Raw genomic sequence first — 17,291 nt, forward strand, 5'->3', positions numbered from 1 at the left:
TCAGGCTCAGGCTCAGGCTCAGGCTCAGGCTCAGGCTCAGGCTCAGGCTCAGGCTCAGGCTCAGGCTCAGGCTCAGGCTCAGGAAGAGTATCGTCGGCAGCGGCCGCCAAGCCTACCTCTTCGACAGCCGCGCGCTCTTCAACGGGCTCGCTTTCCGCAGGGGACTCCGGGCCCACCGTTATGCTTTTGCGGACTGGCTCCTTTTTCGATGATTTCGAAGCGTCGGCCGAGACCGATTCATCGTACTGCATGGAGACAAACCACCAGGAACCGGCGAGCAGTGCCAATGCCAGCATCGGCCAGCCGAGCTTTCTCAACGAGGACGCAGAACGCCGCCCGACCCCGGGCACTGCTGAAACCATGTCCAACCAAACCCCTGGCGTGATCCGCTTGAGCCGGCCAAAACTGCCCTGGCTCAGAGCGTGAATCATGGACACATTGGCGTGATTCAACAATTCACCGGACTTACCGCCCGCCAGCTGGATTCTGGGCTCCAGGTAGGCCACCACCTCTTCCCTGGTCAAAGGGCGGAGGTGGATCTGGTGCACATTGGCTGAGACCGGATCCAGCGCCAGGCGACCAACCAGGTCATCACTCCCTGAAAACACCGGCACCGCAGCCGAGGCTCGTTCCGACGCCAGAAAACCTGCAAGGATGAGTTTCAGCAATTCCGTCGGCGCACGATCTGCATCGTCTATCAGCAAGACAATCCGCTGCCCTTTTCGAGCCCGCGACTCGGACCAGTGAAAAAAGCTGTAAACTGCCTCACGGGGGCTTTGCTCAGCGCGAGACGATGACGGCGCCAAGGACTTGAGGGCGATTGCAAGCGACCTGGAACTGGCGAGCGCAGAAGCTGGGATTCGATGAAAATCGAGACGAGCCGACTCACTTCGGACAAGCTCTGCCAACAGCCGGGTCTTGCCGGATCCCGGCGCCCCGGTCAGAAGCAGTGCCATATCGCCAAAACCGCAGAGGTGGCGCAGTGTTTCCAGGGCGTGGTGGCGCATCGCGTCCGGAAAAAAGGGCGTTTCCATTTCCAAAGGATTGGCCCGCAACCCATACCGCTGCTGCAGGCGAGGAAAAAGCCCGCCACCATCCAGACTGTTCAAGCTCTCTTCAGTCACCACGGCTTCCCTGTTGTTAGACCTGACCCTCTCCGAGCCACCAGTAACGGGCTTTAACCAGAACGGCAGAACCCGGCAAGAGTTGCAGCAAGGTTGTCGGCCGTCGCATCGCTCGTTACGACGGCATGACCAATGCCATCGAGAAGCACAAGGCGCAGCTTGCCATCAACGTTCTTCTTGTCCACCGCCATCAGCTCCATAAAATCACCCGGCGCCATACCCTCTGGTGGCAATTCGGGGAGGCCCGCACGGCGAATCAGAGCTGCTGCCCTGTCACACTGTTCGCGACTGATCATCCCTTCACGAGCCGAGAGGTCGGCAGCCATGATCATCCCGGTCCCTACGGCCTCGCCATGCAGCCAGTTGCCATAGCCGGCATAGGTTTCGATTGCATGACCAAAGGTATGACCCAGATTCAATATCGCCCGAAGCCCACCCTCACGCTCGTCACGGGCCACCACGTCCGCTTTGCAGACGCAGGAACGGTAAATGGCCTCCGCAAGTGCGGACGCTTCTACTGCCACAAGCCGGTCCATCTCCGTTTCAAGCCAGCCCAGGAACCCGATATCTCGAATCAGCCCATACTTGATCACTTCGGCAAGACCGGCCGATACTTCCCTGGCCGGAAGCGTAGTGAGACTGTCGGTATCGATTAAAACAGCCTCAGGCTGGTGAAACGCACCCACCATGTTTTTCCCAAGCGGGTGATTGATGCCGGTCTTGCCTCCCACTGACGAGTCCACCTGGGACAGCAGCGTCGTTGGAATCTGAATAAAGGGCACCCCCCTTTGGTAACAGGCCGACGCAAAACCGGTCATGTCTCCGACCACACCTCCGCCCAGCGCGACGAGGGTGGTTTTCCGGGTATGCCTGTTCTCGAGCAAACCGTCAAAGATCTTGTTGAGGGTTTGCCAATCCTTGTATTTTTCACCATCCGGCAATACCACCGTGTCGATTGCCTTTCCAGGAAAGCAGGCAAGGGCGCGTTTGAGATAGAGTGGCGCCACGGTCTCGTTGGTGACGATCATCACCTGGGAGCCGGTCACGAAGGACGAAAGATCATAACTGCCGAGAAGCCCGTGACCGATGATAATCGGATAACTGCGCTCACCGAGCTCTACAGTAAGCTCATGAAGTACCTTAGACATGATTCCGTCCTTCCTTGCGTACTTGCCTCTTGTGGCGAGGGGTTCGGGGATTCATTCTGTTGACAAGCTGCCGGACGACGAGCCGTGGGCTTTTCCGATCCGTGTGCATCGTGATGTCTGCAAGTTCTGAATACAAAGGGTCCCGGATCGAAAACAGCTTACGCAGCACCGCCTCAGGATCATCATTCTGCAGTAACGGGCGGTTGCGGTCTTTTCGGGTGCGTTCGACCTGCTGTTCGATTGAGGTCTTGAGATAAACCACGACCGCATCCTGCTTGAGCAACCGGTGATTTTCCGGCCGCATCACTGCACCACCGCCAGTCGCGAGCACCGTTTTCGGCTCGGAAGAAAGCTCTTCCAGCATCGCAGTTTCACGTTGCCGAAAGCCTTCTTCCCCCTCCACATCAAAAATCCACGGAATGTTTGCGCCACAACGCTCCTCAATGATGCGATCAGAGTCCAAAAAACGATAGCCCAGCTCTTTGGCAAGCATCCGGCCAATCGTACTCTTTCCGGCTCCCATGGGGCCGACCAGGACAACGCGTTTGGGCAAAGACATAACTTCCGCTCGATTGTGTTCAGGCGGGTGAGAATATCACAGCGCCACTGATTCCATAAATTTCACTGGCGCTATACCGACTGAGGGACACAAAAAAGCCGCCGGTGTTAAGCGGCGGCTTTTTTGTCAGCGCTGAATCACTGAATCAGGTCGTTCTTGATGATCTTGGGAGTGATGAAGATCAACAACTCACTGCGCTCATCAATGTGCTCTGTACGCTTGAAGAGACGACCAAGGTAAGGAATATCACCAAGGAACGGGGTCTTCGTGGTCTGGGTAGCGACCTCGGACTGGAAAATACCGCCCAACACGACCGTCTCGCCATTGCCAACCAGCACTTGCGTTGTCACTTCGTTCGTGTTGATGGAAGGAATACCGGCCGTTACCTCACCGCGAGAATCCTGATTCACCACCAGATCCATAATAATCTTGTCATCCGGAGTGATTTGCGGCGTCACTTCCAGTGACAGCACGGCTTCCTTGAAGGAAACAGAGGTTGCACCGCTGGAAGAAGCCTCCTGGTAAGGAATTTCTTCACCGGACTTGATGGATGCCGTTTGACGGTCTGCGGTCACAACCCGCGGCTGCGATACCACTTCCGCCTGACCATCGCTTTCCAGAGCTGACAGTTCGAGATCCACCAGGAAATCGTCGCTGCCCCAGCCGATGGCGAATGAGGACGCACCTTCGCCGGTTACACCCAGATCGACCGCCAGTGCGCCCGGGAAGGTGATGGTATTGTTGGTACCCCCGGCAGCCTGACGAGCTTCTTCAACGGCCCCTTGCGAACCGCCAACAGAAAACACGTTATCACCACTTACGTTATAGGCCGCACCACCCCAACGGATACCGAGGTCTTCCGCGACGTTGGTCTGGGCGCGCACGATTCGGGCCTCAATGGAGACCTGGCGCACGGGTACATCCCAAGTGGAGACCAGGCGACGGATCTCTTCAAGCTTTTCCGTGGTTTCGCGCACACTGATGGTATTGGTGCGAACGTCGGAGGAGACGAAGCCGCGGTCCGAGATCAACTCTTTATCGGCCTCGATCAAAGCAACAACGTCGGCGGCCTTGGCGTAATTCACCTGGATGATATCCAGGCGCACCGGCGCAAGTTCAGCAATCTGCTTGGTGGTCTCGAGTTCAAGTTTCTCGCGAGCAGCAATTTCGTCCGCTGGCGCAACCAGCAGCACGTTACCGATCTGACGCTTGTCCAGCCCCTTGGTCTTGAGAATAAGATCAAGCGCCTGGTCCCAGGGCACATTTTGCAGGCGAAGGGTGATGCTTCCACCCACTGTATCACTGGCCACCAGATTCAGGCCGGTGAAGTCGGCAATCAACTGCAGAACCGACCGGACCTCGATGTCCTGGAAGTTCAGGGAAAGCTTATCGCCGGTGTACGGGAACTTCTCCTCTCGACGCGCCTCGGCTTCCTGCTCGGTCAGCTTCTCGACGCTCACCGTGAACTGACTGCCGGACTGATACGCGATGTAGTCGTAATTACCCTCGGGGCGAATCTCGACAACGGCATTACCATCCTGCACAAAGGTATCGATGCGATTAACCGGGGTTGCGAAATCGGTTACATCGAGACGGCGACGGAGGTTCTCCGGAACCGCCACACCGGACATGGTCAGGCGAATTTTGCCACCAAGTTCAGACAGATCAACGGGCGTGCTCTCGCTACCGAGATCCACGACCACTCGACCCTCGCCATCCTTACCTCGACGGAAATCGACGCCCGCCAACGTGTCCGGGCGAGTAGACCTTGAAGGCTGCGCGGAAGTCGTTCCAGTAGACTGCATAGTCTGCTGCACACTTCCCTCACCGCCAATGGTCATAACCAGGGAGTTACCAGAGCGAACTGTGTCGTAAGGCACAAGCTCAACCAGGTTGAAGATCAGTCGCGTCCGATCCTTGGTCTCAACGACGGTCATGCTCTGCGCGTTACCAGACCCCAGCGGCATGCTGCGACTGTCCAGGCCGCTGGTGGTGTCACTGAGATCAACGGCAATCCGGGCTGGACGCTCGATGGTATACCCCGTTGGTTCCGGCGGCTGGCCATCGAAGGCAAGCGTCACTTCCAGGCGATCTCCCGGTAGCGACGAAAATGACACGTCTTCCAGCGTGACCGCATTGGCCAGGCCGGACAACAACCCAAAAGCAATCACGCCGACGTATACATTGAGTTTCTTAAACATCGCTAGCCTCGACCCCAAACTTTTTTGTTCGTGCATGTTTCTTTCATTCTTCATACTGCCGCTCCTTAGCCTTCTTCCTCGTTCAGTGTCAGGGAGCGCGGACGCTCAACCCATCCACCCCGGCCATTCGGAACGATCTCAATCAGTTCTATGCGGGTTTCATTCACGCCGACAATCCGGCCGTAATTTTGCCCCATATAGTTACCGGTACGAACCCGGTGTATACCGCCGGCCCCATCCTGGATCAGTGCAAACAGGTTACCGGACGTACCCTGCAGCGTTCCCACCATATCCAGCTCTTTCAGATCGAAGTTTTCAAGAACCTCTCGAGGCCTGTCCAGGTTCGGCTCCACGTCACTCACCGGCTGCTCGTCAACCATGGTGAGCTGAACGTCGACAGGTGGCTCGAACGGCGCCCGACGATCGGCGGCCGAATAGCTGAACGCTTCATAGGCCTTGAACTCCGGTAACGGCTCGACGTGACCTCGAGGCCGGTCCCGCGTATCCGCCATGAACTTGTCGAGATCCGAGAAACCACTGCCCTGGGAACAGGCTGTCAGTAGAGATACCAGACACACACTCAGCCAGGCCTTTCCCGCATGCTTTGCTGCCATGCTCATTCTCCAGCCCGGTAGCGGTAGGTACGGGCAAGAACTTGCATATCAAGCTGCTCTCCGTCTCCGCCAGTTGGTTTAATGGTTAAGTCGTGCAGCGTCACGATCCGCGGAAGGCTTGCGACACTGCTCACGAAGGATGCCAGCTCGTGATAGGAACCGGACACCCGGATATTAATTGGAAGCTCGGCATAGAAATCGCGCTGCTGCTCAGGCTGGAGCTTCACCTCACGCAATGAAAGACCGCTACCCAGAGCGGTATTGGTAATATCTTCCAACAGGCCGGGAACTTCCGTCTCACTGGGCAGCTGACGCACCAGAGCCCCGAACGTTTCCTCCATTTCAGCCATCTGCGCCTTGAAGACGTCAAGGTTAGCGACCCGATAGGCCTTCTCCTCGTATTTCTTGCGCAAATCCTGTTCAGTCTTCTCCACCCGATCCAGCTGGATGTACTGATCCTTGATAAAGAACCAGTAACCACCACCAATAATCAGACCGAAAATGATGAGTACGACAATGGCTTTGACCGGTGCCGGCCAGATCCCTGCGTTGTTGACATCCAGATCATTGATGTCGAATTCATTCAGGCTTTTGAGAGAGTCCGCGAGGCTCATTACTTATCCTCCCCTTCGGGCTCGGGCGTTTTCTGTTGCACCGACAGGTTGAACTGGCTGTATCCGGCACGACGGTTGTCGGCTTCCGATACGTTGGAAAGGCTCGGATCGGCAAACCAGTCAGACTCCTCGAACTGACGCATCAGTGTAGAGATTCTGCTGTTGGACTCCGCCATGCCGACGATGGATACCCGGTCCCCCGATTTCTTGAGATCCGTGTAGAACAGACCGTCTGGCAATGTACGAACCAGCTCATCGAACACTCGTACGATCACCGGCCGCTTGCCCTGCAGATCCTGAATCACTTTCATGCGGGCCAGCAGCTCATCGCGCTTGCGCTTGAGGCTTTCGATTTCCCGAATCTGTTCATCCAGTTTCTTGGTGGCGGTCTCGATGTAGGCATTCCGCGACTGCTGATAGGCAATGCGACTGTCCATATCAGTCTTCCAGAGGAATACCAGGCCGGCCGCGATAATCGCCGCACCCAAGATCATGACTACAAACTGTTTCTGCTTTTCTGCCCGGAGCTCTTCGCGCCAGGGCCTAAGGTTGATATTCGCCATCAGTCGAAGCTCCTCATTGCCAGGCCACAGGCAATCATCAGTGAGGGGGCATCGTTACTGAGCGAAGACGCATTGACCCGTGATCCCACCGCCATGTCCGCAAACGGATTTGCGACAAGGGTGGGCGTTCCTGTTTTTTCCTCGACCATTTCTGTCAGCCCCTGTATCGAGGCAGTACCACCTGCCAGAACCACATAGTCGACAGCATTGTACTGACTGGCACCAAAAAAGAACTGCAGCGCCCGGGCAACCTGCTGAACCACCGCTTCCCGGAATGGCGTTAGCACCTCGGACTCGTAATCATCAGGCAACCCGCCCTGCTTCTTGGCAAGCCCCGCCTCTTCCAGTGACAGGCCATAACGGCGCTGGATCTCCTCGGTAAGCTGCTTGCCTCCGAAGATCTGCTCCCGGGTATAAACGGTCTTGCCTTCGGCAAGCACACTGAGCGTGGTCATGGTGGCGCCGACATCAACGATGGCAACCACCAGCTCTTCGCCCTGGGAATCGAGCTGAGGCTCGATCAGGGAGAAGGCCCGCTCCAGCGAGTAGGCTTCGACATCGACGATCTTTGCGGTTAGAGAGGCAATCTCCAGAGCGTCTTCCCGGATATCAACGTTCTCCTTACGGCACGCTGCCAGAAGAACATCGACCTGGTCCGGATTGTTTTCCGACGGTCCCTGAACCTCAAAATCTATCGCGACTTCGTCAAGCGGATATGGAATGTACTGATCCGCTTCAAGAGCGATCTGATCTTCCATTTCAAACTCGTTGAGGCCGCCATCCATTTGGATAGTCTTGGTTATCACAGCCGAACCCGACACCGCGACCGCGACCTGCTTTACGCCGGTACGCGACTTGGAGGCGACGCGCTTCAGCACCTCACCAACGGCTTCGACATCCGTGATGTTTTTCTCAACGACGGCGTTGGCCGGCAACGGCTCTACCGCGTAGCTCTCGACCTTGAAGCGGTCGCCCTGCTTTGACAGCTCCAGAAGTTTGACCGAACTGGAACTTACGTCCACGCCCAGCACTGCACTGGATTTCTTTCCGAACAATCCGAACACGCGCTCACCCTTTACCTGGTTAGATGCACCCGGTTAAGTTACTTATGTGTTTTTTATTTAAGAGAATTTCTTCAGATTTCCGTCTACAATGCCCTTTCTTCTTTAATTGAGAAGCATTGCAGCGGTGAAGCGACTCATCCTTCCTAAAGCAATTTCTCAAATGATAGACCTATATCCAACAGTTGTCAGAAAAAAATGTCTCATTTGTTGCGCACATCTCGCCTTTTTGCATGGTTCTTTCTCACCGGACTGAGCGTCACTGTAATCGTCACCTCAGGATTCTATCTTTATCTTCGCCCCGGACTTCCACCGGTGGAGCAACTGCTCGATATCAAGTTGCAGACGCCTCTTCGGGTGTATAGCAAAGACAGCAGATTAATAGCAGAATTCGGTGAAAAGAGAAGGGCACCGATCACAATCGAACAGATCCCAACAATTCAGTTACAAGCCTTTTTGGCGGCTGAAGACGCGCGCTTCTATGAACACTTCGGGGTCGACATCAAAGGCCTGGCGCGGGCTGCAATCGAACTGATCTCCACCGGCTCAATCCAGTCCGGCGGCAGCACCATCACAATGCAGGTTGCAAAAAATTACTTTTTGTCACGCGATAGGACCTTTATACGGAAGTTCAACGAGATACTTCTGGCTCTTCAGATAGAGCGTGAACTCGACAAAAACCGCATTCTGGAGCTCTACCTCAACAAGATCTACCTGGGGAATCGCGCCTACGGAATCGCAGCTGCTTCGCAGGTGTACTACAACAAGCCCGTTGTCGAACTCTCACTGGCTCAAATGGCAATGCTTGCCGGCCTGCCCAAGGCTCCATCGGCATTCAACCCGCTTGCCAACCCCGACCGGGCACTCATCCGGAGAAACTGGATCCTGGGCCGGATGCGAGACCTCAACTACATCACCAATGACGCCTACGATCTTGCCGTCACCGCGCCACTGACCGCCGGGTACAACGCAACGGATGTCGAAGTGGATGCCGACTATGTGGCGGAAATGGCACGCTCTGCCATTGTCCAGCGTTTCGGCGATGGCGCCTATACCGACGGATACACGGTGACCCTCACCGTGGACAGCCTCAAGCAACAGACGGCTACAGATGCGCTCCGGGACGGACTGGAGGCCTACGATCGCCGGCATGGTTTTAGGGGACCGATCGGACAGATCGACCAGGAAACCCTCGAAGAGAGCACACCCTCTGATCTCGTACTCAACTACCCCAGGGTCGCATCACTCATCCCGGCACTGGTAACCGGCATCAAGGACGAAACTCTGAGCGTGCAGGTTCATGCCCGGGGCATCGGCGATGCGGTGATGCCCTTTGACACCATGACCTGGGCACGGCGATACAAGACGGAAGACCTCCGAGGACCCGAACCGGAAAAGCCGTCGGACGTTCTCGCCGTTGGCGATGTCGTTTATGTTCACAATAATGAGAAAGCACCCGGCGGGGAGGGATCGGAAACGCTGCCGACCGTTGCTCTCGCACAAGTACCCCGCGCTGAAGGCGCGCTTATCTCGCTGGACACTGACACGGGAGCGATTCAGGCGCTCGCGGGCGGCTACAGTTTCCGGCAAAGCAAGTACAATCGTGCAATCCAGGCCAAACGGCAGCCAGGTTCGACATTCAAGCCCTTCCTGTACCTGAACGCCCTGGAAAACGGGATAACGCCGGCGACCATATATAACGATGCGCCGATCGTGTTTGACGACTCCGAGCTGGAAACCGCCTGGCGCCCACAGAACTCATCCGGCCAGTTCTATGGCCCCACCCGACTCCGCGAAGCCCTTTACCGGTCCCGGAACATCGTTTCCATCCGGCTACTCAGGGATGTCGGCATCCAGAAGACGCTGGACTACCTGGAACAACTGAAGATCCCGGTAGACAACATGCCGGACAACCTCTCGCTGTCTCTCGGAAGCGGCCAACTGACCCCAATGGAACTGGCCAGAGGCCTCGCCGTTATTGCGAACGGTGGCTACGACGTCCAGCCATACCTCATTGAGCGCATTGAGGATGTCAACGGCGAAACTGTCTACCAGGCACCAGACACCATACTCTGCGACCAGAACTGCGACGAGACAGCGGAATCGACAGCGCCAACACCTGTCGAATCACTCAATGCAGATGCCGAGTCTGAGCAGAAAAACAAACCCGCCGCCAACGAGTCGACGCCGGAAGTTCGAGTGATGCGACGCCTGGCGGATGAACGCTCGGTATACATCCTTCACTCCATGATGCGGGACGTTATCCGCCTCGGCACAGGACGACGGGCGCTAGCCCTCGGGCGTACCGATATAGCCGGCAAAACCGGCACGACCAACGAACAGAAAGACACGTGGTTTGCGGGTTTCAACCATGAAATCGCCACCACGACCTGGGTTGGCTTTGATCAGCCTGCCCCGCTGGGACGACGGGAGTTCGGCGCCAGCACTGCCCTGCCGATCTGGATCGACTACATGGAAGTCGCACTTAAGGGGACGCCACCGGCCACGATGCCGCGCCCCAACGGAATTGTGAACATACGGATCAATCCGGAAACCGGCAAGCGCGCACGGCCGGGAGAAGATGGTGTCTTTGAGGTCTTCAAGGAGGAAGAAGCTCCGGCCCCGCTCGCTGCAGAGGATGAGGACGACCGCAACGGCAACGGTAATGGCGACGGCCTCTCACGCCAGATATTCTGAACCTTTGGCGCGCGATAGAATATTGAAGACGGACACAAAAAAACCGGCGGGATCACCGCCGGTTTTTTTATACCTTGAACGACGCTTAGATAATGTCGTCCATGGACTTCAGCGGATAGTGCGCCGGATAGGGGTTACGGGCAACCCCGGAATCCACCGCTGCGCGAGCAACCGCCGCAGGCACCACTTCCAACAGACGAACGTCCATCGGCTTGGGAATGATGTACTCCTTGCCGAACTCGAAGCTCTCCACCCCGTACGCCTCGCAGATTTCCTGAGGCACTGGCTCTTTGGCCAACTCGCGAATGGCGTTTACCGCCGCCACCTTCATCTCTTCATTGATCGCAGTAGCACGAACATCCAGCGCACCCCGGAAGATGAACGGGAAGCCGAGTACGTTGTTTACCTGGTTCGGATAGTCGGAACGGCCGGTCGCCATAATGAGGTCATCACGGGTGGCCAGCGCCACTTCCGGACTGATCTCCGGATCCGGGTTTGAACAGGCAAACACGATCGGGTTCGGAGCCATCTTTTTGAGCTGGTCTGCAGTCAGCAGATCCGGACCCGACAGCCCGAGGAATACATCCGCGCCATCAATCGCGTCATCCAGGGTGCGCCTGTCGGTATCATTGGCGAACATCGCCTTGTACTGGTTCAGATCATCACGACCAGAGTGGATCACACCCTTACGGTCGAGCATGAAGATGTTTTCAGAGCGAATACCGCAGCTGATCAGCAACTTCATGCAAGCGATAGCTGCCGCGCCTGCACCAAGGCAAACAACTTTCGCTTCTTCAATTTTTTTGCCCTGCAGCTCAAGGGCATTGATCATACCGGCTGCAGTTACGATGGCGGTGCCGTGCTGGTCATCGTGGAAGATGGGCACATTGCACTTTTCAATCAGCGCACGCTCAACCTCAAAGCATTCCGGTGCCTTGATGTCTTCCAGGTTGATACCACCAAAGGTATCAGCAATACGCTCGACCGTTTCAATAAACGCCTGCGGGCTTTCGGAATTGACTTCGATATCGAAGACATCAATTCCGGCAAAGCGCTTGAACAGTACGCCCTTGCCTTCCATAACCGGCTTGCTTGCCAGCGGACCCAGGTTGCCCAGACCAAGAATCGCGGAACCGTCAGAGATTACAGCTACCAGGTTGCCCTTGGCAGTGTACTTGTATGCGTTCTCCGGGTCCTTTGCGATCTCGCGGACCGGTTCTGCAACCCCGGGGCTATACGCCAGAGAGAGATCGCGGGAGGTCTTGGTCGGCTTGGTGATTTCAACACTCAGCTTACCAGGCCGCGGCTTGGCGTGATATTCAAGGGCTGCTTCTTTCAGATCTTGAGACATTGCCACTGTTCCGTTTGTCACGTTTAAAGGTAATGAACCGCAAAGCACTGCTCAGCGGAGCGCGCCATTATGGCGCGACGGCCCCCAAACGACAAGTGGCAGCCGGCCATTTTGTGAACAGTCAATAGTGCAAATTGCGTATGTATCATTTGGCGATAAATATGATTTCCGGCACAAAAAAAGCGCCCGAAGGCGCTTTCTTTCCGACCATAGCGATCAGTCTTTCTTGCCACCAGCGATGCGGCCACCGAAACGCTTCTGGAAACGGTCGATACGACCACCGGTATCCATAACCTTCTGCTTGCCCGTGTAGAACGGGTGGCACTGGGAACAAACATCCAGCTGCAGGTCATGTCCGATTGTGGAACGGGTCTTGATTACGTTGCCGCAAGAGCAGGTCGCGGTGACGTCTTCGTACTTGGGATGGATACCTTCTTTCATGGCGAACCTCGTTAGGTCATGCCGCTACATGGTCACGGGGCTTTCGACTGCCCGGGTGCCAGGCACCGCATGTTTGAATCAATTGAGAAGACGGGGCACAATCATGCCCTGCCGGAAACAGACCGCGAATCTTACTTGCAAATCCGACAACAGGCAAGCACCGCGGGGATTTCCGCCCCTCCTGCACCAGCAACGGCCACGCAAAGCTGGGCATATAAAGGATACGCAAATACCGTGACCCCCGACCCTCACTGGAGCAATCTGTGTCGTCCATTGCACGAATCGCCCTGAACCGCCCACTGAGGCGGCTTTTCGATTACCGGATTCCCGAGGGCATGGACCTTGTTCCGGGGCAGAGAGTCCGGATACCGTTTGGACGCCAGCAGGCGACCGGCCTGGTCGTGGAAACTGGCGTGCAGCCGCCAGCGAACATCACCATCAAGCCGATTATCTCGGAACTGGAAACCTGGCCGGCACTACCCGAGGAGACCTTCAAGCTTCTGTCCTGGGCGAGCAGTTACTACCAGCACCCGCTTGGGGAATGCCTGTTTACCGCGCTGCCTGCGTCATTGAGGAAGGGGCGTCCGGCCAAAGAAAAGGCGGAACAGTGGTGGACAGCCAGAGGCTCGGCCGAGGAACTCCCGACCAACGCCCACAAACAACGAGCCCTGATGAGCTGGCTAGCCGAACGAGAAGAAGGGGCATCAGATCGCGACATTGTCCGGGCTGGCTACACCCGGGCCCAGATCAGGGCACTGCAGAACAAGCACCTGATCCACCCCGATATACGACGCCCCCGACCTGACGCAGTCACAGACGCAAACCCTGGCGGGAGAACCCCCACACTGTCAGCGGCACAAGCCCACGCCGCCAGCAAGCTCTCCACCCCCAGCGAAGGATTCAGCGCTTCACTGCTTTATGGCATCACCGGAAGCGGAAAAACCGAAATTTACCTTCACTACCTGAAAAAGAACCTCGAACCGGACCAGCAGGCTCTCGTCCTGGTGCCGGAAATCAACCTGACTCCGCAAACGGTAGCCCGCTTTCGCCACTACTTCGGCCACCGCATTGTGGTCTGGCATTCGGCACTCAATGATAGCGAACGACTGTCCACCTGGCTGAAAATTCGCAACGGCGAACCGATCATCCTGATCGGCACTCGCTCGGCCGTCCTCCTCCCCTTCACCGGGCTAAAGACCATCATCGTGGACGAGGAACACGACAGCTCCTACAAGCAGGGCGAGGGGTTTCGCTACTCCGGCCGGGACGTGGCCGTTTATCGGGCGCACCTCAACGCCTGCCCCGTTATTCTCGGCTCCGCCACCCCCTCTCTGGAGTCATATCACAATGCCCTGCAGCAGAAATACCACCTCATTCGACTGGAAGAGCGAGCCGGCAACGCCCAGCCGCCGGAGATCAGTCTTCTGGACATTCGCAGCCGGCCATTGGAAGGCGGCATGTCGCAGCCTGCCCTTGACGCTATCCGGAAGACACTGGAAAACGGACATCAGGCCCTGGTATTCGTCAACCGCCGCGGCTTTGCGCCGGTAATGATGTGCTTCGACTGCGGTCATATGGTGGAATGCCCCCGCTGCGACACCCGCCTGACCTACCATCGTCGCGACCGTGCGATGCGCTGCCACCACTGCGATTACCAGACGGCGGCCACAGAGCAATGCCCCAGCTGCAAGAGTGACGCCTTCAAACCCGTCGGCCAGGGCACCGAAAGAACCGAAGACATCCTCGCGACAACGTTTCCCGAGACACCGATTGTGCGGGTCGACCGGGACAGCACCCAGCGCAAGGGCAGCATCCAGAGCATTCTGGACACGGTCAACACTGGCAAGCCCTGTGTATTGGTCGGCACCCAGATGCTTGCCAAAGGCCACGATTTTCCCGGGGTCACCCTTGTTGTCGTGGTGAATGCCGACGGCGGTTTGTTCAGCGTCGACTTCAGGGCCCCGGAGCAATTGATTCAGACTTTGCTCCAGGTCAGTGGAAGGGCTGGACGAGGCAAAGCGCGCGGAAAAGTACTGGTCCAAACCTGCCACAGCGATCACCCGCTGCTGCGCAGCCTGTGCGACGGGCGCTATCTGGATATGGCCGACCAGCTTTTGACAGAGCGAGAGGCCGGCCAATTCCCGCCTTTCCGTGCCATGGCCATCTTTCGGGCAGAAGCCGATTCCATGGAGCAAGGCCTTGCATTGCTGGACTCCATCAAACCACTGGCCCAGGCCCCGGGAATTGATGCCTGGGGGCCATTACCGGCTCTCATTGCCCGACGGGCCGATCGACACCGATCTCAACTGATCCTCAACGCGGCGAGCAGAAAACAGCTGAACCTTTTGCTCAAAGGTATATGCGAGCAACTGGACCAGCGAAAAATACCGGGAAACGTCAAATGGGTGATTGATGTGGATCCCCAGGAAACCGGCTGACCTTGAGGTACGAGCTTTTTGCTTACACCCCAACTTTCCGCGATAATACCCGCCTTCTGTTTCCAACGGGCGCCCCTGCCCTGATTCCAATTCTCCAGTAACCCGAGTCATCCGACAGCATGAAAGAGACCGTTTCCGATCTGCTCCAGTCCGCGCTGGCCGCTCTCCAGTCCGAAGGAACCCTGCCTTCCGACCAGACGTTCACGCCGCAAGTAGGCAACACCAAGGACAAATCCCACGGCGACTATGCCTGTAACATTGCCCTGGTGGCGGCGAAGGCAGCCGGCTGTCCGCCCCGAAAACTGGCTGAAGCACTGATCGAGAAGCTGCCGGAAAGTGACGCTGTCCAGAAAGTCGAGATTGCCGGCCCCGGCTTCATCAATTTCTTCATGAGTACCGCCAGCGCTTTCGAGGTCGTCAACACCATCCTCGACCAATCGGACCAGTTTGGCCGCAACAACAATGGCCAGGGCGAAAAGGTGCAGGTGGAATTCGTCTCTGCCAATCCAACTGGCCCTCTGCACGTCGGTCACGGTCGTGGCGCCGCGATCGGCGATTGCCTCTGTCGGCTATTGGAAGCCAATGGGTACACCGTTACCCGGGAGTTCTATTACAACGACGCCGGCGCCCAGATCAATAACCTCGCCCTCTCGGTCCAGTCCCGCGTGAAAGGGCTGACCCCGGAGGACGAAAGCTGGCCGGCGGATGGCTATCGGGGCGACTACATTGTTGACGTGGCCAACGCCTACCTGGCCGGCGAAACCGTGACCGCCGACGACCGGGAAGTAACCGCCAAGGCAGATCCGGACGACCAGGACGCCATTCGGGAGTTTGCCGTCGCCTATCTGCGCCGGGAACAGGATCTGGACCTGAAAGCCTTCGGCGTACACTTTGACGTCTACTTTCTTGAGTCGTCGCTTTACGAAGAAGGAAAAGTGGAAACAGCCGTCAATCGCCTGCGGGACAATGGCTACACCTATGAACACGATGGCGCCCTGTGGTTGAAGACCACTGAGTTCGGCGACGACAAGGACCGGGTGATGCGCAAGAAGGACGGTGGGTACACCTACTTCCTGCCCGACGTTGCCTATCACCTGGACAAGTGGCAGCGGGGATTCACCACCGTCATCAATGAACAGGGCGCAGACCACCACTCCACCGTCACCCGGGTTCGGGCCGGACTGCAGGCGCTCAATGCCGGCATTCCCAAGGGCTGGCCCGACTATGTCCTGCACCAGATGGTGATGGTGACCCGGTCAGGCCAGGAAGTGAAAATCTCTAAGCGGGCCGGCAGTTATGTCACCGTCCGGGATCTGATCGACGAAGTTGGCCGGGACGCGACGCGGTTTTTCCTCGCTGCCCGGCGCGTTGACTCACAATTGACCTTCGATATCGATCTGGCCCGCTCCCAGACCAATGAAAATCCGGTGTATTACATCCAGTATGCTCATGCCCGAATCTGCAGTGTTCTTCGGAAACTGGCTGAGGAAGGTACGGAGCGGGGGCGCAACCAGTGCCTCGGCGACCTGTCGCTGCTGACCCTCGATGAAGAAAAAGAGCTGGCCAATCAACTCGCCAAGTACCCGGAACTGATTGCCAATTCCGCGGCCCAGCGGGAACCGCACCATCTGACGCACTATTTGCGGGATCTGGCTGGCCAGTTCCATACTTATTACAACGCGCACAAGGTGCTCGTTGAAGATACCGCTGTTCGAGATGCCCGCGTCAGCCTCTACCTTGCGATCCGCCAGGTGATTGCCAACGGGCTCGAGCTGCTGGGCGTCAGCGCACCAGAAGAGATGTAAGTAACGACCATGTCCCGAGATTACGCCCGGAAAAACCGCTCGGCCTCGCCTGCAGCGACGCCGCAAAAAAAGCAGAGCAAACCATCTCGCAGTCCGAAAAAAAGGTCCGGGCCGGCGACGCCTGCACGGTCTCAGCACGGGGGCTTGTCGGTTAAATGGATTCTTTCGCTGGCGGCCGTGGGTGGCTTCATTGGCTTCATTGTCTACCTGAATTCCCTGCCCACCGGCAGCGCGCCGCAACCGGCTCAGAACCCGACCGCTCAAACGGAAAGCAGTCAGCCTGCGACGACCGCCAAAGCCGAGGATAAAAAGCCGGGCTTCCGGTTCTACGAAATGCTTCCGGAGTCGGAGGTGGTGCCGCCCAAGGTTGACGAGTACACACCGGGCCCTACGAAGCAGGATTTCAACTACCTGGTACAGTCCGGCTCCTTCCGTAGCAAGCAGGATGCTGAACGCCAACGAGCTGAGATTGCCTTCCAGGGCCTTCGTGCCTCAGTTCAACGCATTGACCTGGACAGCGGGTCCATCTGGTACCGTGTCAACGTGGGCCCTTTCACCTCACGGAGTCAGATGAATTCAGCCATCGACAAGCTGGTATCGATCAATATCCAGCCGCTGATTCGGAAAATTCCGAAAGAAGGTTAACCGATTCCCCCGGGAGAGCTTTTCGCGCTG

14 protein-coding genes are annotated in these 17,291 nt (G+C 57.1%); 4 read left to right on the forward strand and 10 right to left on the reverse strand.

All coding sequences use genetic code 11. The features are described from left to right. From KZO34_RS17360 to KZO34_RS17395, 8 genes are all read right to left on the reverse strand, one after another. Positions 1-1,124, reverse strand: a 1,124-nt coding sequence (locus KZO34_RS17360; protein ID WP_219478143.1) for an ATP-binding protein, incomplete at its 3' end; no start/stop codon positions are given. 53 nt (positions 1,125-1,177) lie between these two features. After that, positions 1,178-2,272 carry a 3-dehydroquinate synthase gene (aroB, locus tag KZO34_RS17365; RefSeq protein WP_219478145.1) on the reverse strand — a complete coding sequence of 365 codons (1,095 nt, stop codon included), beginning with the start codon at positions 2,270-2,272 and terminating at the stop codon, positions 1,178-1,180. Continuing rightward, positions 2,265-2,831, reverse strand: a complete 567-nt coding sequence (gene aroK, locus KZO34_RS17370; protein WP_219478147.1) for a shikimate kinase AroK — start codon at positions 2,829-2,831, stop codon at positions 2,265-2,267. Before aroK ends, aroB begins: the two co-directional genes overlap by 8 nt. A 137-nt stretch (positions 2,832-2,968) precedes the next feature. After that, positions 2,969-5,032 (reverse strand): type IV pilus secretin PilQ, encoded by a 2,064-nt coding sequence (pilQ, locus tag KZO34_RS17375; RefSeq protein ID WP_219478149.1) that lies wholly within the window; start codon positions 5,030-5,032, stop codon positions 2,969-2,971. 65 nt (positions 5,033-5,097) lie between these two features. Next, on the reverse strand, positions 5,098-5,646 hold the full coding sequence (locus tag KZO34_RS17380; protein WP_219478152.1) for a pilus assembly protein PilP: 549 nt from the start codon (positions 5,644-5,646) through the stop codon (positions 5,098-5,100). A gap of 2 nt (positions 5,647-5,648) precedes the next feature. Continuing rightward, a complete protein-coding gene (locus KZO34_RS17385; protein WP_219478154.1) occupies positions 5,649-6,260 on the reverse strand; it encodes a type IV pilus inner membrane component PilO in 612 nt (203 codons plus the stop codon). Further along, entirely contained in the window at positions 6,260-6,823 is a 564-nt protein-coding gene (locus KZO34_RS17390) for a PilN domain-containing protein (protein WP_219478155.1), read from the reverse strand. The genes KZO34_RS17385 and KZO34_RS17390 overlap by 1 nt, the downstream gene beginning before the upstream one ends. Then, entirely contained in the window at positions 6,823-7,887 is a 1,065-nt protein-coding gene (locus KZO34_RS17395; RefSeq protein WP_219478156.1) for a pilus assembly protein PilM, read from the reverse strand. The genes KZO34_RS17390 and KZO34_RS17395 overlap by 1 nt, the downstream gene beginning before the upstream one ends. Before the next feature lie 195 nt (positions 7,888-8,082). Here KZO34_RS17395 and KZO34_RS17400 point away from each other — a divergent pair, with 195 nt between their 5' ends. Next, on the forward strand, positions 8,083-10,581 hold the full coding sequence (locus KZO34_RS17400) for a penicillin-binding protein 1A (protein ID WP_219478157.1): 2,499 nt from the start codon (positions 8,083-8,085) through the stop codon (positions 10,579-10,581). 85 nt (positions 10,582-10,666) lie between these two features. On the opposite strand, the gene KZO34_RS17405 is transcribed toward KZO34_RS17400, so the two are convergent. Both KZO34_RS17405 and rpmE read right to left on the reverse strand, forming a co-directional pair. Continuing rightward, entirely contained in the window at positions 10,667-11,932 is a 1,266-nt protein-coding gene (locus KZO34_RS17405; protein ID WP_219478158.1) for a malic enzyme-like NAD(P)-binding protein, read from the reverse strand. Positions 11,933-12,148: 216 nt separating this feature from the next. Next, a complete protein-coding gene (gene rpmE / locus KZO34_RS17410; RefSeq protein ID WP_218637502.1) occupies positions 12,149-12,373 on the reverse strand; it encodes a 50S ribosomal protein L31 in 225 nt (74 codons plus the stop codon). 263 nt (positions 12,374-12,636) lie between these two features. Between rpmE and KZO34_RS17415 the strand changes: the two genes are divergently transcribed. The 3 genes from KZO34_RS17415 (at position 12,637) to KZO34_RS17425 (ending at position 17,261) form a co-directional block, all read left to right on the forward strand. Then, positions 12,637-14,811 (forward strand): primosomal protein N', encoded by a 2,175-nt coding sequence (locus KZO34_RS17415; RefSeq protein WP_219478159.1) that lies wholly within the window; start codon positions 12,637-12,639, stop codon positions 14,809-14,811. Positions 14,812-14,930: 119 nt separating this feature from the next. After that, positions 14,931-16,616 carry an arginine--tRNA ligase gene (gene argS / locus KZO34_RS17420; RefSeq protein WP_219478160.1) on the forward strand — a complete coding sequence of 562 codons (1,686 nt, stop codon included), beginning with the start codon at positions 14,931-14,933 and terminating at the stop codon, positions 16,614-16,616. A gap of 9 nt (positions 16,617-16,625) precedes the next feature. Beyond that, on the forward strand, positions 16,626-17,261 hold the full coding sequence (locus KZO34_RS17425) for an SPOR domain-containing protein (protein ID WP_219478162.1): 636 nt from the start codon (positions 16,626-16,628) through the stop codon (positions 17,259-17,261). Positions 17,262-17,291 lie beyond the last annotated feature (30 nt).

Source organism: Marinobacter sp. F4206, assembly GCF_019392195.1.
Lineage (GTDB): Bacteria > Pseudomonadota > Gammaproteobacteria > Pseudomonadales > Oleiphilaceae > Marinobacter.